The 26,136-nt window shown below is 35.7% G+C and carries 24 protein-coding genes; 17 read left to right on the top strand and 7 right to left on the bottom strand.

The features are described 5' to 3' along the window. Positions 1-16: 16 nt before the first annotated feature. The 10 genes from ACFE0M_RS02780 (at position 17) to trxA (ending at position 11,130) form a co-directional block, all read left to right on the top strand. Positions 17-457 carry a peroxiredoxin gene (locus ACFE0M_RS02780; RefSeq protein WP_434544212.1) on the top strand — a complete coding sequence of 147 codons (441 nt, stop codon included), beginning with the start codon at positions 17-19 and terminating at the stop codon, positions 455-457. A 75-nt stretch (positions 458-532) separates the two neighbouring features. Beyond that, on the top strand, positions 533-964 hold the full coding sequence (locus tag ACFE0M_RS02775) for an HYC_CC_PP family protein (protein WP_434544211.1): 432 nt from the start codon (positions 533-535) through the stop codon (positions 962-964). Between the two features lie 80 nt (positions 965-1,044). Further along, positions 1,045-4,986 carry an efflux RND transporter permease subunit gene (locus tag ACFE0M_RS02770; protein ID WP_434544210.1) on the top strand — a complete coding sequence of 1,314 codons (3,942 nt, stop codon included), beginning with the start codon at positions 1,045-1,047 and terminating at the stop codon, positions 4,984-4,986. Between the two features lie 285 nt (positions 4,987-5,271). Beyond that, positions 5,272-5,655, top strand: a complete 384-nt coding sequence (locus ACFE0M_RS02765) for a four helix bundle protein (protein ID WP_434544209.1) — start codon at positions 5,272-5,274, stop codon at positions 5,653-5,655. Between the two features lie 35 nt (positions 5,656-5,690). After that, positions 5,691-6,953, top strand: a complete 1,263-nt coding sequence (locus ACFE0M_RS02760) for a TolC family protein (RefSeq protein WP_434544208.1) — start codon at positions 5,691-5,693, stop codon at positions 6,951-6,953. 92 nt (positions 6,954-7,045) lie between these two features. Continuing rightward, a complete protein-coding gene (locus ACFE0M_RS02755; RefSeq protein ID WP_434544207.1) occupies positions 7,046-7,390 on the top strand; it encodes a four helix bundle protein in 345 nt (114 codons plus the stop codon). Positions 7,391-7,395: 5 nt separating this feature from the next. Next, complete coding sequence (locus ACFE0M_RS02750; RefSeq protein ID WP_434544206.1) at positions 7,396-9,138, top strand: efflux RND transporter periplasmic adaptor subunit; 1,743 nt, start codon at positions 7,396-7,398, stop codon at positions 9,136-9,138. A gap of 21 nt (positions 9,139-9,159) precedes the next feature. Then, a complete protein-coding gene (locus ACFE0M_RS02745; protein WP_434544205.1) occupies positions 9,160-9,861 on the top strand; it encodes a PepSY domain-containing protein in 702 nt (233 codons plus the stop codon). A 40-nt stretch (positions 9,862-9,901) separates the two neighbouring features. Continuing rightward, a complete protein-coding gene (locus ACFE0M_RS02740; protein ID WP_434544204.1) occupies positions 9,902-10,429 on the top strand; it encodes a DUF3347 domain-containing protein in 528 nt (175 codons plus the stop codon). A 374-nt stretch (positions 10,430-10,803) separates the two neighbouring features. Beyond that, positions 10,804-11,130 (top strand): thioredoxin, encoded by a 327-nt coding sequence (trxA, locus tag ACFE0M_RS02735; RefSeq protein WP_434544203.1) that lies wholly within the window; start codon positions 10,804-10,806, stop codon positions 11,128-11,130. Between the two features lie 374 nt (positions 11,131-11,504). On the opposite strand, the gene argH is transcribed toward trxA, so the two are convergent. The 7 genes from argH to ACFE0M_RS02700 all read right to left on the bottom strand — a co-directional run bounded on the left by argH (position 11,505) and on the right by ACFE0M_RS02700 (position 19,042). Continuing rightward, the gene (gene argH, locus ACFE0M_RS02730) at positions 11,505-12,842 is read right to left on the bottom strand and encodes an argininosuccinate lyase (RefSeq protein ID WP_434544202.1); all 1,338 of its coding nucleotides are present in this window, start codon (positions 12,840-12,842) and stop codon (positions 11,505-11,507) included. Continuing rightward, a complete protein-coding gene (locus tag ACFE0M_RS02725) occupies positions 12,839-13,927 on the bottom strand; it encodes a M20 family metallo-hydrolase (RefSeq protein ID WP_434544201.1) in 1,089 nt (362 codons plus the stop codon). The genes argH and ACFE0M_RS02725 overlap by 4 nt, the downstream gene beginning before the upstream one ends. Next, positions 13,927-14,718 carry an acetylglutamate kinase gene (argB, locus tag ACFE0M_RS02720; RefSeq protein ID WP_434544200.1) on the bottom strand — a complete coding sequence of 264 codons (792 nt, stop codon included), beginning with the start codon at positions 14,716-14,718 and terminating at the stop codon, positions 13,927-13,929. Before argB ends, ACFE0M_RS02725 begins: the two co-directional genes overlap by 1 nt. 287 nt (positions 14,719-15,005) lie before the next feature. Then, a complete protein-coding gene (locus ACFE0M_RS02715) occupies positions 15,006-15,956 on the bottom strand; it encodes an acetylornithine carbamoyltransferase (RefSeq protein WP_434544199.1) in 951 nt (316 codons plus the stop codon). 10 nt (positions 15,957-15,966) lie between these two features. Then, positions 15,967-16,932 (bottom strand): N-acetyl-gamma-glutamyl-phosphate reductase, encoded by a 966-nt coding sequence (gene argC, locus ACFE0M_RS02710; RefSeq protein ID WP_434544198.1) that lies wholly within the window; start codon positions 16,930-16,932, stop codon positions 15,967-15,969. 1 nt (position 16,933) lies between these two features. After that, positions 16,934-18,118, bottom strand: coding sequence for an argininosuccinate synthase (gene argG / locus ACFE0M_RS02705; RefSeq protein ID WP_434544197.1), 1,185 nt, complete (start codon positions 18,116-18,118; stop codon positions 16,934-16,936). 252 nt (positions 18,119-18,370) lie between these two features. Continuing rightward, positions 18,371-19,042: a GNAT family N-acetyltransferase gene (locus ACFE0M_RS02700; protein WP_434544196.1), complete on the bottom strand. Its 672-nt coding sequence runs from the start codon at positions 19,040-19,042 to the stop codon at positions 18,371-18,373. A 414-nt stretch (positions 19,043-19,456) separates the two neighbouring features. Between ACFE0M_RS02700 and ACFE0M_RS02695 the strand changes: the two genes are divergently transcribed. The 7 genes from ACFE0M_RS02695 (at position 19,457) to ACFE0M_RS02665 (ending at position 26,079) form a co-directional block, all read left to right on the top strand. Then, positions 19,457-20,392 (top strand): phosphoribosylaminoimidazolesuccinocarboxamide synthase, encoded by a 936-nt coding sequence (locus tag ACFE0M_RS02695; RefSeq protein ID WP_434544195.1) that lies wholly within the window; start codon positions 19,457-19,459, stop codon positions 20,390-20,392. A gap of 52 nt (positions 20,393-20,444) precedes the next feature. After that, positions 20,445-20,828, top strand: a complete 384-nt coding sequence (locus tag ACFE0M_RS02690; protein ID WP_434544194.1) for an STAS domain-containing protein — start codon at positions 20,445-20,447, stop codon at positions 20,826-20,828. 6 nt (positions 20,829-20,834) lie between these two features. After that, on the top strand, positions 20,835-21,749 hold the full coding sequence (locus tag ACFE0M_RS02685) for a ribonuclease Z (protein WP_434544193.1): 915 nt from the start codon (positions 20,835-20,837) through the stop codon (positions 21,747-21,749). 1 nt (position 21,750) lies between these two features. Further along, positions 21,751-22,554 (top strand): queuosine precursor transporter, encoded by an 804-nt coding sequence (locus tag ACFE0M_RS02680; RefSeq protein ID WP_434544192.1) that lies wholly within the window; start codon positions 21,751-21,753, stop codon positions 22,552-22,554. Between the two features lie 94 nt (positions 22,555-22,648). Continuing rightward, positions 22,649-23,287, top strand: coding sequence for a hypothetical protein (locus ACFE0M_RS02675; protein ID WP_434544191.1), 639 nt, complete (start codon positions 22,649-22,651; stop codon positions 23,285-23,287). Beyond that, positions 23,284-24,642: a hypothetical protein gene (locus ACFE0M_RS02670; RefSeq protein WP_434544190.1), complete on the top strand. Its 1,359-nt coding sequence runs from the start codon at positions 23,284-23,286 to the stop codon at positions 24,640-24,642. Before ACFE0M_RS02675 ends, ACFE0M_RS02670 begins: the two co-directional genes overlap by 4 nt. 72 nt (positions 24,643-24,714) lie before the next feature. After that, a complete protein-coding gene (locus ACFE0M_RS02665; RefSeq protein WP_434544188.1) occupies positions 24,715-26,079 on the top strand; it encodes an amidohydrolase family protein in 1,365 nt (454 codons plus the stop codon). Positions 26,080-26,136: the final 57 nt, after the last annotated feature.

The following is a 26,136-nucleotide window of genomic DNA, read 5'->3' as shown; positions in this document are numbered from 1 at the left end:
AATTAAAAAAGCTATTATGCCATTAAAAGAACAACAAAAAGCACCGAATTTTGAATTAGCATCAACTTCAGGAGATATTTTTAAACTTTCAGATCAAGAAGGGGAGCCTTTAATATTATTTTTCTATCCTAAGAATTTCACCAAAGTGTGCACGGCCGAAGTTTGTGAATTTAGGGATGCGTTTTCTGAATTTAGGGATTTGAATGTAAAGGTGGTCGGCATTAGTCAAGATACTATTTCTTCACATCACAAATTCAAAAAGGAAAATAAATTACCTTTTGAATTGCTAAGTGATCCAAAAGGAAAAGTAGCTAAATTATATAAAGCCACAATCCCTGTTATAGGCATGAATAGAAGAATAACTTACCTATTAGATAAGGAACTGAAAATAAAGGCTGTATATGAAAATATGTTTTCTGCTGATGGACATGTGAAAGAGATGATAGCTAATATGTAGTTTATTGTTTTTCAGTAGATTATATTTTTTTAATTCCGATAAAACCTTTTAAATTTACGAACGTAATTAAGAATCGTGTTTAAGCAAAAATCCATATTAGCTATTTTACTATCGGTGTTGATCCTCAGCACTAGTTTAGGCGCAGTAATGTATAAACATTATTGTGGAGATACCTTGCAGGAAGTGGCTTTTGCTGAACAGGATAAACATTGTACGCATCATACAGAGGATAAAGAAATGCCTCCTTGTCACAAGCATGAAGCGGAAAAAGAAGACTGTTGCAAAACAGAATCTCAGAGAATAGCCGTTGATGATGTTCAACAGCAAAAAGAAAGTAATTCAATTTTAAAATCAGGTTCTTCTTTTGTTTCTGTTATCTATGTATTAGTGAATTATTTATTCTCTAATCCTTTAGATTCTCAAGCACATTTATCTATCCTCATTTTTGATAGTCCACCGCTCTATAAAGCACCCTTACAAGTACTTTACCAAAGCTTCTTGATTTAATACTACCATTGTTTTAAACGAGTAATCGAAGGAAAATTTCCCTCGGTTCAATTTTCTATGTTTAAATCAATGGATTTTTTATGTTAAATCGAATCATCAAATATTTCTTATATAATAAGTTAGTCACCTTTTTACTTTTAATCGGATTGGTAGCCTGGGGCATTGCTGTGGCGCCTTTTGGGTGGAATGTTAATATCTTACCTTCTGACCCGGTTCCGGTAGATGCAATTCCCAATTATGGTGAAAACCAGCAAATTGTGTTTACGCAATGGTCCGGTCGTTCACCACAGGATATTGAAGACCAGATTTCCTATCCTTTAACTACTTATTTATTGGGGATTCCCGGAGTGAAAACCATCCGGAGCTCTTCTATTTTTGGCTTTTCTAGTATCTACATAATTTTTGATGAAGAAAAGGAATTTTATTGGACACGATCTCGTATTCTTGAAAAGCTAAATTCGATTCCCGGTGGGCTTTTGCCTGAATCTGTTCAGCCAACTTTAGGACCTGATGCCACTGCTTTAGGTCAGGTTTTCTGGTACACCATAGAAGGGAGAGATGAAGAAGGCAATCCAACGGGGGGCTGGGATTTACATGAAATTCGTTCGGTACAGGATTTCTATGTCAAATATGGACTCAATGCTGCTGAGAATGTTTCCGAGGTAGCGTCCATTGGTGGATTTGTAAAAGAATACCAAATTGATGTGGATCCTGATGCACTTAAAGTTTACAATATTCCGCTGAACAAGGTTATGAGTGCGGTAAAGAATTCTAACCGCGATGTAGGAGCTAAAACCATTGAAATCAATCAAGCGGAGTACTTGGTTAGAGGCTTAGGCTATATTGAGAACATTGAAGATATTGAATCAGCTGTAGTAGCTGTAGTTGATAATACCCCAGTTCAAATTAAAGATATAGCAACAGTTTCCCTCGGTCCTGCAAACAGACGGGGAATCCTGGATAAGGATGGTGCTGAGGTGGTTGGAGGTGTTGTAGTAGCACGGTATGGTGCCAATCCTTTGCAGGTTATTAATAATGTCAAAGATAAAATTGAAGAGATAGCTCCCGGAATGCCAAGTAAAACCTTGGCGGATGGTACCAAAAGCACTTTGACTATTGTTCCTTTTTATGATAGGTCTGAACTGATATATGAGACTTTAGGAACGCTTGAAGATGCGCTGACTTTACAGATTTTGATTTCCATTTTGGTCATTACGATCATGGTTTACCGATTACGGGCCTCTATTTTGATTTCTTCATTATTACCCATAGCCGTTTTAATGGTTTTCATTGCCATGCGTTATTTCGGGGTGGATGCAAATATAGTGGCACTCTCAGGTATTGCCATTGCCATCGGAACCATGGTCGATTTGGGGATTATTCTCACTGAAAATGTTATCAAGCATTTGGATGATGCGCCAGAAGATCAAAAATTGATTGATACCATTTATAATGGTGCAGCAGAAGTTTCCGGTGCAATTTTGACTGCAGTTTCTACCACTATTGTCAGTTTTATTCCGGTATTTACCTTGCAGGCAGCGGAAGGGAAATTATTTAGTCCATTGGCTTTCACAAAAACTTTTGCTTTGGTAGCTGCATTGGTGGTTAGTTTATTAATCCTGCCTGCTTTAGCTCATGTCTTTTTTGGCTTTAAAATTAAAAATAAGACATTCAATAAATTGGCAAATCCAGGACTGATTTTGCTGGGTTTATTAGGATTGATTTTCGGATACACCTGGGCAGGAGTAGTTGTTTTCCTATTTGGTTTATTTGGAATAGTAAATCAGATAATTGTAAAAAAAGAGGTTCAGTTACCTAAAATCCTAAACTGGATTCTGAAACGCTCAGATTTGATTATTGCTGTTTTTGCAGTGTTGTGGCTGTTGGCTGAATACTGGCTTCCGCTGGGACCTGCTAAATCTCTCATCAGCAATTTCATTTTTGTCGCAGTAATTGTAGGTGTGATTTTAGCCTTATTTATTCTAATTGAAACTTATTACAAAAACATACTAAGCCTGTGTTTAGAAAATAAAAGGACTTTTCTATCTATTCCAAGCTTTTTTATCCTATTGGGAATTGTAATCTGGTTAGGATTTAATACTGTTTTTGGCTTTGTATCCAAAGGCTTTGAAAAAATTGGATGGGATGTGCAAGAAACTAAGGTTTGGTCGGCTATAGCAGAAACTTTTCCTGGAATAGGAGAGGAGTTTATGCCTTCTTTAGATGAAGGTAGTTTCTTATTAATGCCGACTTCCATGCCGCATTCTGGAGTGGAATACAACAGAAAGGTTTTGGGTCAACTGGATATGATGTTGACCAATATCCCAGAAGTTGAATTGACTGTGGGGAAACTAGGAAGAGTAGAATCTGCCCTTGACCCTGCACCAGTTTCTATGTTCGAGAATGTCATTAATTATAAGCCGGAATATATTTTAAATGAGAAGGGGAAAAGACAAAGGTTTAAGGTTAATGAAATAGGCGATTTTCAAATCAGCACGGATAATAAATTATCTGATTTGGATTATGATTCAAATGGAAATTCCGAGAATTTATTTTTTAATACCAAAGCTAGAAAATTTACAGATGAAGAAGGGAAGGCCTTAGGTGATGAGTTGCAAAATGAAATTTCAACTCAAGTTGGAGGTAATTTTAAATCCTATTTGATTAAAGATTCTGATGGTATATACTTCCGGAATTGGCGAGATGAAATTAAAAGTCCGGATGATATTTGGAATGAAATTGCTAAGGTGACTAAAATCCCTGGGGTGACTTCTGCACCTAAACTTCAGCCTATTGAAACCAGATTGGTGATGCTTCAAACTGGCATGAGAGCACCTATGGGGATTAAAGTTTTTGGTCCAGATTTACGAACCATAGAATCCTTTTCATTGCAACTAGAAAATATTCTTCAAGAAGTGCCTTCTGTTAAATCAGAAGCAGTATTTGCCGATAGAATTGTGGGTAAACCATATATGCTTTTGGATATCAACCGAGAAGAAATTGCTCGCTATGGCTTAAGTGTAGAGGATGTTCAGCAATTTATAGAAACGGCAATAGGTGGTATGAATATTACTAATACCGTGGAGGGCAGAGAGCGTTTTCCAGTGAGGGTGAGGTATCCTAGAGAGTTGAGAGAAAATCCTGAAGAGCTTTCACGCATGTTGATTTCTACTCCAACTGGCGCTCAAATTCCGTTGGGACAAATTCTGGATATCGAATATGAACGAGGTCCACAAGCAATAAAAAGTGAGAATACTTTTTTAGTAGGCTATGTTTTATTTGATAAGAAAGATGGCTTTGCAGAAGTAACAGCAGTAGAAGATTCCCGAAATCTGATTCAAGAGAAAATTGATAATGGTGAATTGGAAGTACCGAAAGGCGTGAATTATAAATTCTCTGGTAGCTATGAAAATCAGGTACGAGCAGATAAAAGACTGAGTATCATTGTGCCAATTGTCCTATTAGTCATTTTCCTAATTCTATATTTCCAGTTTAAGTCTGTACTGACCAGTTTCATGGTTTTCTCTGGAATAGCCCTGGCATTTAGCGGTGGCTTTATAATGCTCTGGCTCTACGGGCAAGATTGGTTTTTCAATTTCGAGTGGTTTGATATCAATTTCAGGTCCTTATTCCAAATCAGTACAATCAATTTGAGTGTAGCTGTTTGGGTAGGTTTTATTGCTCTATTTGGAATTGCAACTGATGATGGTGTAGTAATGGCTACTTACCTCGATCAAAGTTTCGATAAAAATAAAACCAACAATATTAAAGGAATTAGGAGTGCAGTAATTGAAGCAGGACAAAAAAGAATAAAGCCTGCAGTAATGACTTCCACCACAACCATAATTGCATTGCTTCCAATTCTGACCTCAACAGGCAAAGGTTCTGATATAATGGTGCCTATGGCAATTCCTGCTTTTGGCGGGATGTTGATGGCGGCACTTACATACTTTTTGATTCCGGTGCTTTATGCGATGAAGGAAGAATGGAAGATTAATAGAAATAAAGTAGAAATAAGTTGAAATAAAGTAGAAATATGGGGCGCCATCTGACGGTTTTAGTCTTAAAGAAAATGATAAGCTTTAATGACGCAGTTAATATATAAAGCAGACCGTCTGATGGCTAATAAAAGACCAGAGCAAATGGAAATATATTAGAAATAAGATTGAAATAATGGACTAGCTAGTAGGTGATAAATTAGGTCAGTACCGTAGGTCAGACCGGAGATAGAAGAAACTTGAAGATTGAAAAAAGTGGAAATAGAATTGAAATAAAATAGAAATTCAAGAACGAAAAAATTGAATGTCATGGCAGATAAAAACTACATACCCTTAAAGGATTTAGAAGTTTATCAACTAAGTAGAGAATTGTCACGAATTTGCTGGAAGATTTATTCAAAACTAAATTTTCAACAAAAGAAAACGGTAGGTGACCAATTTATTACTTCTGCTGATTCTGTCGGGGCTAATATAGCGGAAGGTTATGCCAGGTTTCACTATTTAGATAAAATTCGATTTTATTATATCTCAAGAGGCTCGCTTTCAGAAGCCGTTAATCACTGGTCTGAAATTATGCTGGAACGAGATTTTATTTCACTTTCTGATTTCGATGAAGTGAAAATTATACACCAAAAACTGGAAGTAAAACTTAACAACTTTATTTCCTCAACTTATAAAAGCAAGCAAAAATGATACGACTATATATTTCCACATATATCCCTAATAAGATGAAACAGCTAAATATTTTCAAATATTTCAACTTATTTCTATTCATATCAGTATGTTTTTTGCAGTCTCTTTCTTTTTCTGTCAAAGGACAAGACCAGCCTAATCATCTAGATAAATATTTCAAAATTGCTGTAGAAAACAATCCTAAACTTCAAGCAGAGTACAAAGCCTATGAAGCCGTATTGCAAAAATTACCGCAGGCTTCTTCTTTAGCAGACCCAAGTTTGTCTATTGGCTACTTTATTTCCCCGGTTGAAACCCGAGTAGGTCCGCAACTGGCTCGCTTTAGCTTGACGCAAATGTTTCCTTGGTTTGGAACACTTAAAACACAGGAAAATGTAGTGGCCTTGGAAGCTGAAGCTAGATTTCAGTCCTTTTTGGATGCAAGAAATAAGTTGTATTGGGAAGTCGCTTCTCAATATTATCCGCTTTATGAGCTGAAAAAATTAGTACAGATAGAAAAAGAGAATATTGAAATTCTGAAATCCTATAAATCTTTATCGGAGCGAAAATTCAGTAGTTCAAGTGGTAGTATGGTGGATGTGCTAAGAGTTGATATCATGATAGATGATGCAGAAACCAATCTGGAAATACTCAAGCAAAAAGAGAAACCATTACTGACCGCTTTTCAAAATGTACTCAATGAAGAGGTTGAAGTAGAGATTCCAGAAGATTTGAACAGTTTAAATTTCGAACCTTCGCTCGTGAAAGATTCCTTTTTTGATGATCATCCTTTAATTCAATCTTTAGAATATAAAATGCAATCCGCAGAGGCGAATGAAAAAGTGGCTCAAAAACAAGGCTTACCTAAAATTGGCTTGGGTCTGGATTATGTAATAGTAGGAGAAAGGCAGGATATGGATTTAGCTGATAATGGTAAAGATGTATTGATGCCAATGGTGTCTGTGAGTTTGCCTATTTTCAGAAAGAAATACAATGCTCAAAAGAAGGAAGCTCAACTTATGCAGGAAAGTTATGAGTTGCAAAAGCAAAATGTAAAAAACCAGTTGGACACAGATTATGAATCCACTGTTTTTGAAATCGAAAAACAACTGGAATTATTGAATTTGTACGAGCGACAAATCAAGAAAACGGAGAATACATTGGAAATTATATGGAAGAGCTATTCCAGTTCAGGAGCTGATTTTGAGGAGGTTCTTCGCATACAACAGCAATTCTTAAAATACAGGAAGTTGAAAGCGAAAGCAGAAGCTGAATTCAGCATTTCCATTCAGAAATATCAGTATCTGATAAATAGATGAGATGATTTTTTGATATGCTGATGTGCTGATTTTTTGAAACAGCAATTGAAGTGGAAAAATCATTGTAGTAAAAACTTTTTAAAGAATTAATTATGAAAAAGAGAAATGAAGTATTAGAACTAAGTTTTGAATTTGCATTACAGATTATAAATTATTCAGAATTACTAGAGGAGAGAAGAAAATATGTTATTGCTAGACAATTATTGAAAGCTGGTACAAGCATAGGTGCAAATATTAGGGAAGCTCAAAGTTGTGAGAGTAAGGCAGACTTTATACATAAATTAAAAATTTCACATAAAGAAGCAGAAGAAACGGATTATTGGTTGTTGCTATGCGAAAAAGCAGCAAGTTACCCAAATCCAACTATTGAAATGAAAGCAATGCTACTTTCTATTCAAAAGTTATTGACAAAGATTATTTCCACTAGCAGAAAATAGAAATCATGAAAATCAATAAATCCACCATTATAATAGTAGTGATAAGTGTCTTAATTGGCGCAGTTGTTGGTTACTTTATCAGCACAACTCGTCCGCTTACTAGCGGATCAGCAAATCAAGAAATCAGCACATCGTCCCATCAACACACTGAGGAGGAATCGAAAGACCAAATCTGGACATGCTCTATGCATCCTTCCGTTCGGCAGAATGAACCAGGCGATTGCCCAATCTGCGGCATGGATTTAATTCCCGTAAGTGAGGCAGAAGGTGAAAGCGATGTACTAAGCGAAGATGCCATAAGTATGTCGGCTACGGCTATGAAATTAGCGCAAGTAAGCACAACAAAGGTGGAGCGAAAAGCAGTCGAAAAGGATATCCGGTTGACGGCTAAAATTCAAGAAGACGAGCGATTGAACTATGCACAAACAGCACATTTCCCCGGAAGAGTTGAAGACTTGAGGGTGAATTACGTTGGCGAATATGTTCAAAAAGGTCAGGTAGTGGCAGTTCTTTATTCTCCTGAATTATTAACGGCTCAAGAGGAATTACTTCAGGCTTATCAAGATAAAGAAAATCAGCCACAGCTTTTCGAAGCTTCTAAAGAAAAATTAAAAAACTGGAAACTAACGGATGCTCAAATTGAAAATATTATTGCTTCTGGCAAACCTAAAGAGCAATTTGAATTGAGGGCGGATTATTCTGGCTATGTAACTGAAAAGAAGGTAAAAGAAGGAGACTATGTGAAGCTAGGACAATCCTTATTTGAGGTCAATAATCTTTCTAGCGTATGGGTTTTGTTTGATGTTTATGAAAGAGATATTCCTTTTGTTAAGTTGGGGAGCGAAGTGAATTTTACTATTTCATCCTTTCCTAATGAGGAGTTTTCAGGCAAAATAAATTTTATAGACCCAAGCTTGAATCCTCAAAGTAGAGTAGCTAAAGCCCGTGCCGAGATTCAAAATGTAGAGGGGAGATTAAAGCCTGAGATGTTAGTAAAGGGCAATATTCAATATATTGATAATTCAGCACCTAAAATTATCATTCCTAAATCTGCGGTGATGTGGACAGGTAAAAAGTCAGTGGTTTATGTGCAGGAACAGACGGAAAAAGGAGTGAGCTTTGTGATGCGAAATGTGGAGTTAGGGCAACCGCTAAATGATGCATTTGTGATTGAGAAGGGATTAGAGGAAGGGGAGGAAATTGCAGTTCAAGGTGTGTTTAGCATAGATGCAGCGGCACAGCTTTCTGGCAAGACAAGTATGATGAGTACGGATAAAGGGGAAGGAGAGCAAATTGCTCTTTCTGATAATGGTAAAGCTGAATTAAACCCGCTTTACACTAAATATTTTGAGCTTAAAGATGCCTTAACGGAGGATGATTTTGAAACTGCAAAAGCCAAAGCAGAGGAGTTGAAAGCTGTTTTTGGTAAAATTGACATGAAAGCATTTCAAGATGATGCCCACGAAAAATGGATGAGTTACCATGGGAAAATGGAGAAAGTATTAGAACATATTCATCATCATGATAATATTGAGGACTTGCGCAAAAACTTCATTGCCCTTTCGGATTGGATGATTCAGGTGACAGAAACTTTCATACCAATTTCTGAAACGCTTTATTTACAGCACTGCCCTATGGCGGATAATGACCAAGGAGCTGATTGGTTGAGCAAAGAGGAACCAATAGTGAATCCTTACTTTGGTGAAAGTATGCTGAGGTGTGGTGAAGTGAAAAAGAAATTCAATTAATTTTGGTACTCAATTGAAATCATGAGGAAAAACAATCAATATTATATTCGAAAAGCGCACCGATATCTGGGTGTCCTGATAGGTATTCAATTTTTATTTTGGACCATCAGCGGACTTTATTTCACTTGGACAGATTTAGACGAAATTCATGGAGATCATTTTCTAAAAGAAGTTTCTGGGCAAAAATCTGTTAATTCTCAAAGCTTAAATTTGCTTTCTGATACAATGGAAATCCATTCAATGGAGTTGAAATTTCTTAATCAAGAAGCTTATTATTGGGTAAATGACTCTATTTTAATTCATGTAGCTAGTGGGGATCCGAAAACAGAGATATCAGCAGAGGAGGCTAAATCAATAGCTAGGGATAAAATAAAACCTGAATATAAAATCCAAGATGTTAATTTATTGACCAAAACGGATGCGCATCACGAGTTCAGGGGAAGAGATCTACCCGTTTGGCAAATTGAATTTACAGGGGATGAATCCCTGAAAGCTTATATAGATGCTCAAAACGGTGATTTTCAAACCGTGAGGCATAGAGATTGGCGCTGGTTTGATTTTCTATGGATGACTCATAACATGGATTATGAGACTAGAGATGATTTCAATAATACTTTAATTCGGGCATTTTCAGTTTTTGGATTGCTGACGGTAAGCTCTGGCTTTTTATTATTTTTCGTCACCACCAAGACTAAGCGAAAGAAAAAGTCTAAAAAATCATAAAAGAAAGATTAAATTTGTAACCATTGTAAATAAAAATAAAATGAATAGAGTAATCATAAGTTTAGTAGCATTAGCCGTTTTAACTTTCGGCTGTAGTCAAGAAAAGAAGTCTGAAAACCAAACTGCTCAAGAAGAGCCAAAAGAAGAAAAAGTAATGCAAGCTTCAACTTCAGAGGTGAGTTCAGAGCAATTGAAAAGTATTTTATCTTCTTATTTTAGCGTAAAAGATGCATTAGTAAATACAGATGCAGCAGAAGCAAAATCTGCTTTAGCTAAGTTATTGGAGAATATCGGTTCTGAATTAGAGCAAATGAAATCCCTTACTAAAGAAATGCATGGAAAAGAAGATGTTGAAGAAATCAGATCTGATTTTGATGATTTAAGTCAGCAGGTTTATGTTTTAGTGAAAGAAAATGCTGAAAATAAAGACCAAACTGTATATAAACAGTTTTGCCCAATGGCATTTAACAACGAAGGTGCATTTTGGTTAAGTGATAAAGAGGAAATTCGTAATCCTTATTTCGGAGATAAAATGTTGAAATGCGGTAAAGTTCAAGAGGAGCTTTAAAAGGATGTTTTGGTGAAAACACCAAAACGGAGGTAGGGCGTATTACCTGCTTCCTCTTGTAGGTGTTTTCACCTAGAAGTTCCTGTGAGCCAATAGCAGCAAAGGTTTAGGTGAATGCTCCAAAAAAGAATAGAGGATACCAGTTTTTTAAATAGAAATTTCTGATAAGCGAATCAATTTTATCAATCGAATTCATCATATTGACATGATTTTAGCTTAATATGAAGGGTTTTCCTTTTATAAGGATTTAAATACAACTAGCAATAGTCGTAGATGTGACATTTGTTACTGAAATAGAAATGTGTGTAGCAACAATTTTTTCTATCTTTACGTTTTCAAACACAAAATAAGAATTTAATTAAATAGAAAATAAGATGGCAAGTACTGTAGAAATAACTGACAGCAATTTTGAAGAAATATTAAAATCAGATCAGCCGGTTTTGGTTGATTTTTGGGCAGAGTGGTGTGGACCTTGTAAAATGATCGGCCCATTAGTGGAAGAACTAGCAGGAGATTATGACGGCAAAGCGGTTATCGGAAAAGTTAACGTTGACGAAAACCCTAATGTATCTGCTAAATTCGGAATTAGAAGCATCCCGACTTTACTAGTATTTAAAGGAGGTGAAGTAGTAGATAAACAAATTGGCGCTGTGCCAAAACAAGTTTTAGCTGACAAGATTGACGCTCAAATGGCATCATAATCGCTGATTTAGAAAATTACATTTTTAAGACTGCCTTAATTTCAGGGCAGTCTTTTTATTTTTCAATACTTTTTAAAGTGAGATACGCTATCACTGAAACTTCAAACTATCACCCGTGCCTCATTCCTGTAAAGACAAGAATATTTTTTTTCAGCTTTTGAGTAAAAATTCCATATAAATTATCCGTTCAGTCAAACTCTACAATAACTAATTAACTGAATTAATATAATCCGTGCGTCATTCCTGTGCAGGCAGGAATCTAGTTGAATTGAAACAAAGTTTCAATTCTCAACAATTAGTGGATTCGTTATAAACTACCTAACCATGGTCGGTGGCACACCGACCATCAGTTTAGCTCAGAAAAAATAATCTAATTATTTTCGAACCAATAATTCCCATTTACTCACCTCTATCTTACTAAAATCAAATCGCTTAATTTTAGTCTCCATTTTAGCCTTTATTTCTTCCAGACATAAATTCCCAATACTTCCTTCATGAGTATGATCTAATTGAGTAGTCGCCTTAAAATCACCTTTTTCAATAGCTATACCCACTTCTTTATAAGCATCTCGAAAAGAAACTCCGCTTTTCACCAGTCTGTTTACTTCTTCCACACTAAACAGATGTTGGTATTTATCATCTTCCAATATATTTTCCTTAACCTTAATTTCCTTTAGCATAAAATGAGTGATGTTCAGGCATTCCATAGTGGTTTGAATTCCTGGGAAAATGTATTCCTTCAGCAACTGCTTATCACGGTGGTAGCCCGTAGTCAAATTGGTATCATTTAAGATAATAGCATTCGGAATAGAATGTAGTTGATTGCTTTTAGCTCTTACCAATTCAAAAACATCCGGATTTTTTTTGTGCGGCATGATGCTGCTTCCAGTCGTAAATTCATCAGGGAAGCTGATAAATCCAAAATGCTGGTTCATAAAAAGGCAAATATCCGATGCCATTCTATTCAATGTACTGCCTATTCCACTTAAGGCAAAACCCAAAGTTTTTTCCGTTTTTCCTCTGCTATTTTGTGCATTGATCACATTATGGTGCATGTCTTCAAAACCCAATAATTCCGTGGTATAAGTTCTATCCAATGGAAAGGAAGAACCATAACCTGCAGCAGATCCCAATGGATTTTTATTGATGATTTGATATGCGGCATAAAGCATGTCCATATCCTCCGTCAGTGATTCGGCAAAGCTGCTCAGCCATAAACCAAAAGAGGAGGGCATCGCCAATTGAGTATGTGTATAGCCTGGCATTAAATCATCTTTATGTTTTTCAGCTAAGTGGAGGAGTAGATCAAATAATTGTTGGCTAGTCTCTACAATTTCCTTGACCCTATCACGGTAAAATAGTTTTAAATCCACCAAAACTTGATCATTTCTGGATCGTCCACTGTGGATTTTCTTGCCCACATCTCCCAATCTTTCGATCAGCAAAAACTCAATTTGGCTGTGGACATCTTCAACACCTTCCTGAATTTGGAATTTGCCTTCTTTAATTTCCTGATAAATGACTTTCAATTCTTTTGATAAAGCCTCCAGCTCTTCCTCAGATATCAAATCGATTTTTGCCAACATTTTGAGATGAGCTATTGAGCCTAAAATATCATAAGGAGCCAATAATACATCAAATTCAGTATCTTTACCTATGGTAAATTGCTCTATTTCTTTAGAGGAGTCTGTATTTTTTTGCCAGATTTTCATTTTGCAATAATTTGATGGTTCATATATTTTTCCAGCATTTGGATATAAATCTCAATGCCTTCTTCTATTTCTTTCAATTCAATAAATTCATCGGCTGAATGTGACCGAGCAGATTTTCCTGGTCCTATTTTTACCGAATCAAATGGAATCAGTGCTTGATCCGATAAAGTTGGACTTCCGAATTTTTCCAATCCCAATGCAAGAGCTACCTCCATCATTTTGTGGTTTTCAGGAAGAAAGGAGCTTTGCAATCGGAATGATCGGGCAATAAGCTTAGCATTCAATTGGCTTTGTAATTCCTCGAAAACTTCTTCCAAAGAGTAAGCATCCGTCACTCGGACATCCAAGGTGAATTCACAACTATCAGGCACAACATTATGCTGTTGACCAGCCTTTATGATGGTGGCACTCACTTTATTCTCCCCTAAATAATTGGAAGATTTTTTGAATTTAAAATCCTTGATTTTCAAAATATCTTCCATGGCATTGTAGATGGCATTTTCCCCTTCATTTCTTGCGGCATGTCCTGCTTTCCCTTTAGCAACTGCATCAATCACTAGCAAGCCTTTTTCCGCAACAGCTAATTTCATTTGAGTAGGTTCACCTACTATCGCCAACTCGCAGCTAGGAATATGCTCTAAAACACTTTTTATTCCATTTTTCCCACTTATTTCTTCTTCTGCGGAAGCGACTAAAATGAGATTGTATGGGGTTTCTTCTTTATAAAAATGTAGAAAAGTCGCCAATAAACTCACTAAAGAAGCTCCGGCATCATTACTCCCTAACCCATACAGTTTTCCATTTTGTTCAATGGGTTCAAATGGATTTTTGGTATAGCTGGAATTGGGCTTGACCGTATCATGATGAGAATTAAGTAAGATGGAAGGCTTTTTCTCATCAAAATGGAGGTTGTAGCCAATGATGTTATTTCCCATTCTCATGAATTCTATGCCTTGATGTTTCAGAAAATTACCGATTGAATTGGCAGTTTCATGCTCCTCTTTGCTAAATGAAGGAATGGCTATCAATTCTTTTAATAAATCAATAGCTTTTGTTTTCACATTATTGAGATTAGTATTTTCCATTATGCACAGATAAAAGTTCCCGTATTTTCTTCATTGATCGTAATATCAATATCATCAGCTGATCCAATTCTGATTTTTGAGACTCCTGATTTCAATGCCTGAAAAGCATTTTCTAATTTGGGTTTCATGCCATCATGAATCAGGGATTTATCCAATAGCTCAGCATAAGTTTTCGGGTTTAGTTGTTGAATAATTGATTCTTCATCATTTACATTCAATAAAACCCCTTTTTTATCAAAGCATAGCCATAGATTCACTTCAAAATGGACTTGCAAGGCACAGGCAATTTCCTTAGCAATAGTATCACCATTAGTATTGAGCAATTGCCCTTTTTGGTCATGGGTAATTGGACAAATAACAGGCGTTAAATTCTGAGAAATTAAGTTTTGCAGTAAAGCTGTATCCACTTTTTCTATATCCCCTGCAAAACCATAATCCACTTCTTTCACACTTCTTTTCTGAGCCTTTATTAAGTTTCCGTCAGCACCGCTTAAGCCTATAGCATGTACATTCTGAGCTTGCAGCTTGGCCACTATCTTTTTATTGACCAATCCGCCATAAACCATGGTGATTAAATCCAGTGTTTCGGAATCGGTAATTCTTCTGCCTTCATGAAAATTTGGTTTAATACCCATTTTTTCGCCTATTTGATTGGCTAAAATACCTCCACCATGTACCAATATCTTTTTGCCTGATATTCTGGAAAAGGATTTGATAAACTGAGCCAAAGCTTCTTCATTATCAATGGTTTTGCCTCCAATTTTGATGATGTTTATGATTTCCTTTTTCATTCTTATTTAATTTGCTGACAGTCCTACTTTATTCTGGTTGGTGTGCCACCAACTTGAGAGATAGAAGCCACTTAGTTAACTTTAATCCTAAAGAAATAACCTTGGTTATTTTCCTTTATGTTCTATTGTATCTCTTGTGGTTAAAAAATAATATTTGTTAATCTGAACCAACCTTAGCAAACTCCCACCACAAAAGAGCAAAAGAAAACAAAAGGTTTTTCGCTTTAGCGAAAAACTCGTTAAGGAAATTTCCTTAACGTAATAGCATTGATGTGTCACTTCGCATCTTAGGTTTTGATTTGAGAAATGATTTCAAAAAGCACTGCTTGGGCCGCGTAAATTCTATTTTCAGCTTGCAAAGGCACCAGACTTTTATTGCCATCCAAAAGTTCATCTACCAATTCCAGGTTTCTTCTCACGGGAAGACAATGCATAATTTTGGCACTTTCTTTTAACTGATGATCTTTTAATAACCAATCGCCCTCCACTTTTGGCAATTTTCCATAATCATGGTAACCGCTCCAATTTTTCACATATACAAAATCTGCATCGGCCACCGCTTTTTCTTGGTCGTATTCAATCTCAGCTCCTTTGGTGAATTGCTCATCCAATTCATAGCCTTGGGGTTGGGTTATGGTCAAATCGTGCCCAAGACCCAAAGCCCATTCTGCAAAGGAATTGGGAACTGCATGAGGTAAAGCTTTTACATGAGGAGCCCAGCTTAAAACTACTTTTGGTTTTGAAACCTGCTTCCATGTTTCTTTTATGCTGATCATATCAGCTAAAGATTGGAGTGGGTGGCGACTTGAGCTTTCCAAACTGACCACTGGTTTTTGGCTGTATTTGATAAATTGGTGGATGACCATATCAGCCATATCCTGTTCTTTATTAATTAAAGTAGGGAATGCTCGGATAGCCAAAATATCAAAATATCCTCCCAATACCGCAGCCGCTTCTTTGATGTGCTCTGCCTTGTTTTCATTCATAATGACGCCTTCCTCAAACTCTAATGCCCAGCCTTCTTTGTCGATATTGAAAACAATAGCCTCCATTCCCAGATTTTTAGCTGCAATTTGGGTGCTCACTCGAGTTCTCAAGCTTGGGTTCAAGAAAATAAGTCCTATTCTAAGGTCTTTGCCCAATTCTTTTTGCAAAAAAGGCTTTTCCTTGAATTGAAGGGCTGATTGAATTAATTTTTCAGCTGTGGATTGAGTTTCAAATTTTATAAAATTTTGCATTTCTCTTAATTTAATAAGCGTTGGCTTTTAGTTGTAAACCTAGGTTTTCCTCCCAGCCTAAGTGTAGATTCATATTTTGCACTGCTTGTCCTGCAGCTCCTTTCAGTAAATTGTCAACGATGGAAGTAATAATCAACTGACCTGATTTTACTTCAAGATGCAATAGACATTTGTTGGTATTGACCACTTGTTTCAAATCAATTAAGTCATCAGATATATGAACAAAGCTTGAGGATTTGTAATATTCTATAAATTCCTTTTTTGCTTCTTTTAGATTTCCTTTAAAAGGAAAATAGGCAGTTATTAAAATCCCCCGTGAGAAATTTCCTCTGTAGGGCACAAACAGGATGTCTTCCTTGAAATCTGAATCTAATTGAGTGAAAGTCTGCTTGACTTCATGCAAATGCTGATGTTCAAATAACTTATAGGAGGATATATTCTGATTTCTCCAGCTAAAATGGGTGGTATCTGAAGGGATTACACCAGCTCCCGTGCTCCCTGTGATACCGGTTACATGAATACTTTGTTTTATCCAAGATTGAGCGATTGCAGGAGCTAATGCCAACTGAATGGCAGTGGCAAAGCAACCTGGATTCGCAATTCGCTTGGAAGATTTAATTTTATCAGGAAAAACTTCAGTCAAACCATAAACGAAATCCTCTTTTTCATCTCTAAAATCAGTGCTTAAATCAATCACCAAAACCTCATCGGCTATTTTATTTTCTTGAAGAAATTGCTGTGATCTCCCATGTGGTAATGCCAAGAATATGACTTGAGCACTTTCTTTCAGTGATTGAGTGAACACTAGGTCTGTCTCACCAATTAAATCTGTATGGACCTCCTTAACTTTTTTTCCGTTTTGGCTATTGCTCAAAACAAAATCAATCTCTGCTTTAGGATGATGCAATAATAATCTTATCAATTCACCCCCTGCATAACCTGCGGCTCCTACTATTCCAATTTTTAGCTTTTCCATTTTATTTATTTACTTGGTGATAAATAGCCGTTTGATTGCCTATGATTTTGGTAAATCCTTTTACATCCTCAGCGGACCACGCAAGGTTCATTTCTCCATAGCTGCCAAACTTTGCCGACATCAAATCATGAGGTGATTTGATTCCTTTAAGCACGAAATGTTCAGGCTTCAATTGCACATAAACCTTACCGCTTACTTTTTGCTGACTGTCCAACAGCATGGCTTCAATATTTCGCATCACAGGGTCTAAAAAATGTCCCTCATGCAAATGATTACCATAAAATTCCGAAAGCTGATTCTTCCAGAATATTTGCCATTTGGTAAGGGTGTGTTTTTCCAAAAGATGATGTGCTTTGATGATGATTAGGGCAGCAGCTGCTTCAAAACCCACTCTGCCCTTTATGCCGATTATGGTATCGCCCACATGAATATCTCTACCAATACCAAAGGGTACAGCGGTTTTTTCTAATGCTTGTATAGCTTCCGTGGGATGAGAAAATACCTTGTCATTGATTCCAACAAGCTCGCCTTTTTCAAAAGACAGGGAAATTTCTTCCTCATCTTTCTTAGTGATAGGAGTAGGAAATGCTTCATCTGGTAAATATTGATCAGAAGTTAAAGTCTCTGCACCTCCAACAGAAGTTCCCCATATTCCTTTATTGATGGAATACTTAGATTTTTCAAAGTCCATTTCAACCCCTTGCTTCTTGAGGAAATCAATTTCCTGTTCTCGGCTCAACTTCAAATCTCGGATAGGGGTAATGATTTCAATATCAGGCAGTAAGGTTTGAAAAATCATGTCAAATCTCACCTGGTCATTTCCTGCTCCCGTACTGCCGTGTGCTAATGCATCAGCTCCGATTTCTTTTGCATATTGAGCCAAGGCTTGCGCCTGCACAATTCTTTCCGTGCTGACCGACAGTGGATAAGTCTGGTTTTTAAGAATATTACCAAACACCAAAAATCGGATAACATTCTGATAGAAAGTTTCTAGGCAATCGATGACGGTGAAGGAAGCAATCCCTAATTTTTTGGCTTTTATATCAACCGCTTTCAGTTCTTCAAATGAAAAACCTCCTGTATTAACTAAAACGGCATGTAATTCATAGCCTAATTCTTTTGATAAGTATAAGCCGCAGAAGGTGGTATCCAATCCTCCGCTATAGGCTAAAACAACTTTTTTCATTTTTTTATATTTTTAATGTATATATTTCAATTCTATTCCTACTTTTTCAAGATTAACATATTAAGGAAACCTGTCAGGTTTGTCCTTGATATTAGCGATGGAGAACACATCCATTTCAGTCTTTTCAATTCTCGAAACCTGACAGGTTTGGCTAAGCTCTTAATATGACAAAGCAGATCTGTTTTATTTTTAAGCTGGTTTTCCAATTATCCAATCACCCAGTCAATGTCTCTACAGTGCTTTGCTTGAAGATTAAAACAGATTCACCAGAAGAGCTGAATGCTTTTTGAGTTTAAGCATCACGTGCTTTTTGATCCTCGTCCAGCGCTCAAATAGCTTGATGTTTTTGGTGAAATTCTTCCTGAGCGCTTTTCCTTTGCTTTCTGGCTTAGGCGTGTACAACATAGCCGTGCAAATACAATTTTGCTTGTTTTTAGATTGTAGAATATCATAATTCACACAACTTTGACAGCCTTTCCAGAACTCCTCGTCTTTAGTTAAATCTGAGTAGCTCACGGGGATATAGCCCAAAGAAGAGTTGATTTTCATTACAGCACTGCCGGTGGTCAAGCCAAATATCTTAGCCTCAGGGTATTTCTTTCTGCTCAATTGAAATATTTCAGATTTAATGGCCTTGGCCAAACCTGTCATTCTAAACTCAGGAGCTACGATTAAGCCCGAATTGACAACATATTTCTCATGATCCCAAGATTCGATATAGCAAAATCCTGCCCAGGCCATGTCTTTGGTCAAAGCAATCACAGCTTTGCCCTCTAGCATCTTTTTTTCGATATATTCAACTGATCTACGGGCAATACCAGTCCCTCTTTTGGCAGCGGATAATGCCATTTCCTCTATAATAGTTGAAGCATAAATTTGGTCTGCTTCTTTAGCAATTCGTATGATAAACTTGTTTTTTTCCATTGAATGAAAAATTGAAAATAAACGTGAATAGCAGAATGAAAACCAGCTAGGTCACTTACAATGAAATAATAGAATATAATTGGGGTATTGGATTCCCACGTAGGGTATCCTAAAATAGAGAAGGGCTATGCCCTAAAGAAAAACCTGCGAGTCTGGCGACTACGCAATACAGCCACAGCATCAAAAGCAGTATTTGCTGATGAAGTAAAATTTTGCGCTATGGTGTTATTTGTTTTCAAATCGAATTACAAAGGTTTGTAATAATTTTTGATAATACAATGGGAAAGTTTGAAAATTTTGAGATGCTGTTAATTCCAGACTGCAAATATCTCTTAATCTATTCATTTTGAGATATATTCTTTCTTTTTCAATACAGTGTTTTATATCTGCAAACACTTAGCTATTTTTGCCCTAATGGAAGCAATTAGAGAAACCAATTTTCAGCTGCCCAATCAGCAAAACTTTTATAGAGGTAAAGTTCGGGATGTTTATACCACGCCCGATCAATTAATCATGGTGGCTACAGATCGCCTTTCTGCTTTTGATGTGGTGATGCCTCGGGCTATCCCTTTCAAAGGACAGGTGCTAAATCAAATTGCCGCTAAAGCTTTAAAAGCAACGGAGGATATAGTACCAAATTGGCTATTATCAAATCCAGACCCTAATGTGAGTGTTGGCTTTAATTGTGAGACTTATCCTGTAGAAATGGTCATAAGAGGATATTTAGCAGGACATGCTTGGCGGGAATATAGAGATGGGAAACGCAGTGTTTGTGGAGTTTCATTACCCGAAGGCTTGACGGAAAATGATAAATTGCCTGAGCCTATTATCACGCCTACTACTAAAGCCCACGAAGGACATGATGAAGATATTTCCAGAGAAGAAATTTTAAAACAAGGTTTGGTTTCCAAAGAAGAATATGAGAAACTAGAAAGTTATACTCAACAATTATTTCAAAGGGGGACTGAAATTGCTGCTAAAAATGGATTGATTTTAGTGGATACAAAATATGAATTTGGTAAAGTAGGAGATAAAATTTATTTAATTGATGAAATCCATACACCAGATTCTTCTCGCTTTTTTTATGCGGATGTTTATCAGGAAAATCAAGCTAAAGGATTGAAGCAAAAGCAATTGTCGAAAGAATTTGTAAGGGAGTGGTTAATAGAAAATGGTTTTCAAGGTAAAGACGGACAAAAGATTCCTGAAATGACCGATGAGAAAGTGGAAGAAATTTCTAATCGCTATATAGAATTGTATGAAAAAGTAACGGGTGAAAATTTCCAACCCAGAGATTACAATGACGTATTAGAAATCATTGAACAAAATATCCTAAAAAGTATTAAATAAGAAGTTACATTTACGTAAGCGAGAAAGCTTATGCATATTTAAAATATAGACTATGAAATATTCAATTGATAAAGAAGAGAAATACTCCCTAATTAAAATAAAAGAAGAGAAATTTGATTCTTCAGTTGCCTCAGGCTTCAAGTCTGATTTGGTGACTATGCAGGCAGAAGGTGTTGAAAATATGGTGATCGATATGTCTGATGTGAAATATATCGATTCATCAGGATTGAGTGCTTTATTGGTAGGAAATAGAGTGATAGGTGAAAATGGTGGAGCATTCATTATTGCAGCACCAACTGAGCATACTGAGAAATTAATTAAAATCTCTCAATTAGATAAAGTATTTGATATTTTACCTACTGTACATGAAGCAGTGGAATCTGTTTTCATGCATGAATTGGAAAAAGGTTTAGGTGAAGAAGGCGATAGCGAGTAAAACCCCTTGTCTTTTGAAGTTCACATATTAGGCTCCAATTCGGCAGCTCCTGCTCACGGGAGGCATCATACTTCCCAGATTTTGCGCATACAGGATATGCAAATCATGATTGATTGCGGGGAAGCTACACAATTGCAAATGAAAAGATATGGCTTAAGAAAAAATCGCTTAAGCCATATTTTTATTAGTCATTTGCATGGGGATCATTTCTTGGGACTAATGGGCTTATTGTCCACCATGCACCTGAACGGCAGAAAAACTGCACTATATCTTTATGGACCTGTGGGGTTATCGGAAATAATTCAGCTTCATTTGAAATATGCAAATACCAGATTAAGTTATCCCATTCATTTTCAGGAGTTAAAAGGAGATCAATCCGAATTGATTTTGGATCATCCTAAAATCACTGTTCAAACTATTCCACTTCAACATAGAATTCCTTGCACAGGGTTTTTAATAAAAGAAAAACCTAAACCCAAGCGATTGAAAAAGGAAAGGGTATCTGAATTAAGAGTCCGAGATATTAATATTCTGAAAAAGGGAGAAGATGTGTTGGATGAATCGGGAAATCTAAAATTCAAAAACACGGATTATACTTTACCGGCCAAAAAATCCAGAAGCTATGCATATTGCTCGGACACAAAATACAATGAAGCTATCATTCCTTTAGTGAAGGATGTGGACTTACTTTATCATGAAGGAACATTTTTGCACGATAATTTGGAAAGGGCGGAGGCCACATTTCATACCACAGCAAAACAGGCTGGGATTTTTGCTCAAAAAGCAAATGTAGGGCAGTTATTGATTGGTCATTTTTCCAATCGATATAAAGAATTACAACCTTTATTGGAGGAAGCCCAAAAGGAATTTGCCAATACTGCTTTAGCAGAGGAGGGAAAAGTTTTTACCATAGAGGAATAGTATGGATGCTGTAAAGCCAAATGGATCGCTCAATAGAAAGAAAAGAAACCTTTTCATTGTTTTAAGTGGAATCTTCTTGACTAATGCTTTATTAGCTGAAATTTTAGGAGTAAAGATTTTTTCCGCTGAGGCTACCTTGGGCTTTCCACCAGCCCAAATCAAACTATTTGGAGATTTCGTTCTGGATTTTAATCTCACAGCAGGAGTTATCATTTGGCCTATAGTTTTTATCACTACTGATATCATTAATGAATATTTTGGTAAAAAAGGAGTCCGTAGAATCAGCTTTTTGACTGCGCTTTTTATTCTTTATTCATTTTTTGTGATTTATGGTGTTACAAAATTAGCTCCAGCCGAGTTTTGGCTAAATGTCAATTCACCCGACCCACAGGGTAATGAATTCAATATCAATTATGCTTATGGAGTAATTTTCCAACAAGGGTTAGGGATTATTTTGGGCTCCTTAACCGCTTTCTTGATAGGGCAGTTCTTAGATGTATTGGTTTTTCAACATCTAAGAAAATATACCGGAAGCGGAAAAATTTGGCTCAGGGCAACCGGCTCTACTTTAGTCAGCCAATTGGTAGATAGCTTTGTAGTCTTATGGATCGCTTTTTTTGTTTTTGGTAACTGGAGTATGGAGCAAGTGCTTTCAGTTGGGGTCATCAATTATATATACAAAGGTGCTTTGGCCATTTTGCTCACTCCATTATTATATGTAGCTCATTTCTTGATTGATCGCTATTTAGGAAAAGAAAATGCAGAAAAAGTGACTGAGGAAGCTGCTGGGGAGGGGTTTTTCTGATTTTTCTTACTTAGAAAAAAGATTAAAATTAATTTTTCTGCATATATATAGTTTGAATTTTTATCTTTAAAAATTCAAGAACTAATCAAGTTAGATGATTGAATATTTTTTAGAGAAATATAAAGATAAAACGGATTACGATTTACTGTCTATAATTAATAATAAAATAGATTATAGACACGAAGCAGTAAATGCTGCTATTAAGATTTATAATGAAAGAAATAGTACAAGTATTCCTTTTATAGGTGATTTTAATGAAGTAAAAAAGGAAGAAAATAAACCTTCTGAATCAAGGTCATTAAAATTTTTAAAATCTTTGAGGTTAAAGGATTTTTATACACTGATCACAATTTCAATATTCTTGTGTTCTATATATAGTTTAATATCTCTTTATGGAAGTGAAGATTTTTTTATAGATAACAGAGAATGGATAGAAAAAATGTTCTTCTTTCTATCATTTATTTGGATACATATTCTTTATAAGTATGATCATAATAAATCAAATTCATTCTTTGGTAGAGTTCAATTAGATATTCTATTCTTAATTATATTGCTATTAGTAAAGTTTTTGATAGACTTTATTTTTGATGGTTTTCAAACATCATATGATATCGATATATCAGGAGATACTCCAATATTTATTTTCATAGTATTTCTACTTTTATTATTGCTGGAATTAGTGATTGAGGTAATGAAAAAGATTTTGCGAACTTTAAAAGTTGAAATCTTATGAAACTCAAGTCCACAATATTGATCTTATCAATTCTAATTTTATTGTTTACAAATATCGTCAGAACTAACTTTTTTTCTGAACCTGAATATATAAGATGGAGGCAACTTACATGGGATGACTTTCAAGGTATGAAAATTCCATTTTCGAGCTTTTCTGCTGGTATTTTAAGCGTAATCAGGTTGGAATATGATTCATTGTTAAATAAAAATTATGCATTTGCCTACAGTAATATTAATAGTTCATATAAGTCTAGTGATTCAAATGGAGTTAATGATCTCTTAAGACACGAACAATATCATTTCAATATTACGGAAGCCCATGCTCGAATGCTTAATGATTATATTGATAGAGGTCATACAGAGAGTGAAGTTCGAAATGTTTTGTATGAAATCCGTTCAATGAAAAATGCTATGCAAGATAAGTATGACAGGGAAACAGATCATAGCTTATTAAAAAGTATGCAAAAGCGATGGGAATATAAAATTGATTCAATGCTATTGCACTATGATACTCTTGATAGCTATCATTATGATACTCATAGTAATTATAGAATATTTTTTCCTAATAAAACATCACATGAATATAAGGGTAACTATTCAGGGGATTATATGGCTGAAAGAAGCTTTCAATTTAACCATTATGACATGGTTTTTGTCTCATCCTCTTATTTTGTGGGCAAAAGTAATTCAGCTGAATCATTTTATAATTATTTAATGGGTTACGTTAATTTAGAAGGTATCATCATAAATAATTTCGAATTTGATACACTAAACAGTAATTATACTGCTAGAATAAATTCACTGGATACGCTTAATAAGGAGCATAGGATTATGGATGTCACTTACAAATTAGGATATTTATATAAAAGAGATGTTTATTATCCTGATAAGGAGGATTCAATTGGTTATATTCAAAATGCTAATTCATTTTTAGGTTCCTTTGAATTGAGGTCTGCAAATACTGAACTGAATATTGCCTGTGGTGAAAATAGTATTTCCAAAACATCCAATAAACTAGAAAAATATGATAAAAATGAATCTGGTGGATGCTTAGTGTTAAAAAATTATGGTAGTCATAATTATTTTGCGAAACCAGTAATTCTAGATTCAGGATATTATTTTCATTTTGATCCTATGACCCATGCGGATTCTCTGATTTCAGAAAGCTTTTTAATTTATGATGAGGGTATATATTATAATGAGGAGGAATGCCAAGATAAAATTTTCTATTTGGATGATGTTGAATTGAAAGACTCTGTATTTTTAACAATTGGTTACACAATAAAGGAAGATACTTCAAAAGCTTGTTTAGAAGCTTATTGTCAAGAAGTTATTTTGACTGAATTTGATTTGTGATGGTCATTGTTTCATTCAGTTAAGAATTATGTCCCACCTATTTCAATTTTATTATATTTAAGTAAAATCATTATGAAATTAATCTCCACAATATTCTATTCAATTTTCATAGTACTCACGCTCTCTTTTTGTACAACCAAAGAAAAAATCTCAGTTGATTTAGTTTTACTCAACACCACAATAGTTGATGTCCAAAATAACAGACTCCTTAAAAACCAATTTATAGCCATTAAAGGAGATACTATTTTCTCAACAGGTTCTATGGAAGAAATGCCAGCTTATGATTCCAAGGAATCACTGTATTTGCGAGGAAAATATGCAATGCCAGGATTATGGGATAATCACGTGCATTTTAGAGGGGGAACAGATTTGATAGCTGAAAATCAAGATCTTTTAGGCTTATTCCCAAAATTCGGGGTAACTACAGTCCGCGATGCTGGGGGTGACATGACACCAGCTGTGATGGGTTGGAGCAAGAAAATCAATCAAAAAGAATTACTTGGCCCTCAAATTTTCACTTCTGGACCTAAGCTTGATGGGCCAAAACCAGCTTGGGAAGGATCCATAAAAATCGAAAACCAGAATGATATTGAATTAGCTTTGGATTCATTAGAATCAATTAGTGTTGATTATGTGAAAATTTATGATGGTAGCCTAAGTGCAGAAAATTTTTATGCTATCATTGAAGCAACAGAAAAAAGAGGTATGAAAGTAACCGGTCACATGCCTATGTCTGCTGATTTTAAGAAAGCTGTTGATTTCGGCATGGATGGAAGTGAGCATATGTATTACATCATGAAAGGGTGTTCTCCTAAAGCAGATAGTCTGACGGAACTAGGCTTGGGTTATGGCATGATGGAAACTATCACGGATACCTATGATGAGCAAATGGCAAATAAATTATTTGCTGAGTTGGCTCAAAAACAAGTTTATATTACACCCACTTTATACATTGGAAAAGTACTCTCCCAATTAGCAGATGAAGATCACAGTGCTGATACTTTATTAAGTGAAATAGGAGTGGGCATACAAAAAACTTATGAAAGAAGAGTTGAAGCGGCCAAAAGAGCCAAGTCATCCGGTAGTCAGATGCGTGAAAAAGTCTCAAACTTAGCTAAGGAAATGATTGGACCAATGTTCGAAGCCGGTGTTCCTATTTTTGCAGGTTCTGATTGTGGCCCATTTAATTCCTTTGTTTATCCTGGTGAATCTCTTTGGGGTGAATTATTTAGTTTAACGGAAGCAGGTTTAAGTCCTGCCGAAGCCATGAAAACTTCCATGATTTACGGGCCCGCTTTTTTTGGGATGGAAAACCAATATGGAAGCTTGGAAAAAGGAAAAGTAGCCGATATTATCATTTTAAAAGAAAATCCATTGGAAGATATTCAGCATTTAAGGAGTTTGGAAGAAGTAATTCTAAAAGGAAAATTAAATTGAATAAAATGATACTATCATAGATATAGTATTATAGTTAGCGTTTAGAAATGAATACAG

This window comes from Marivirga sp., assembly GCF_051117495.1.
In the GTDB taxonomy this organism is placed as follows: domain Bacteria; phylum Bacteroidota; class Bacteroidia; order Cytophagales; family Cyclobacteriaceae; genus Marivirga.
This window is presented reverse-complemented; position numbering and strand designations above follow the sequence as displayed.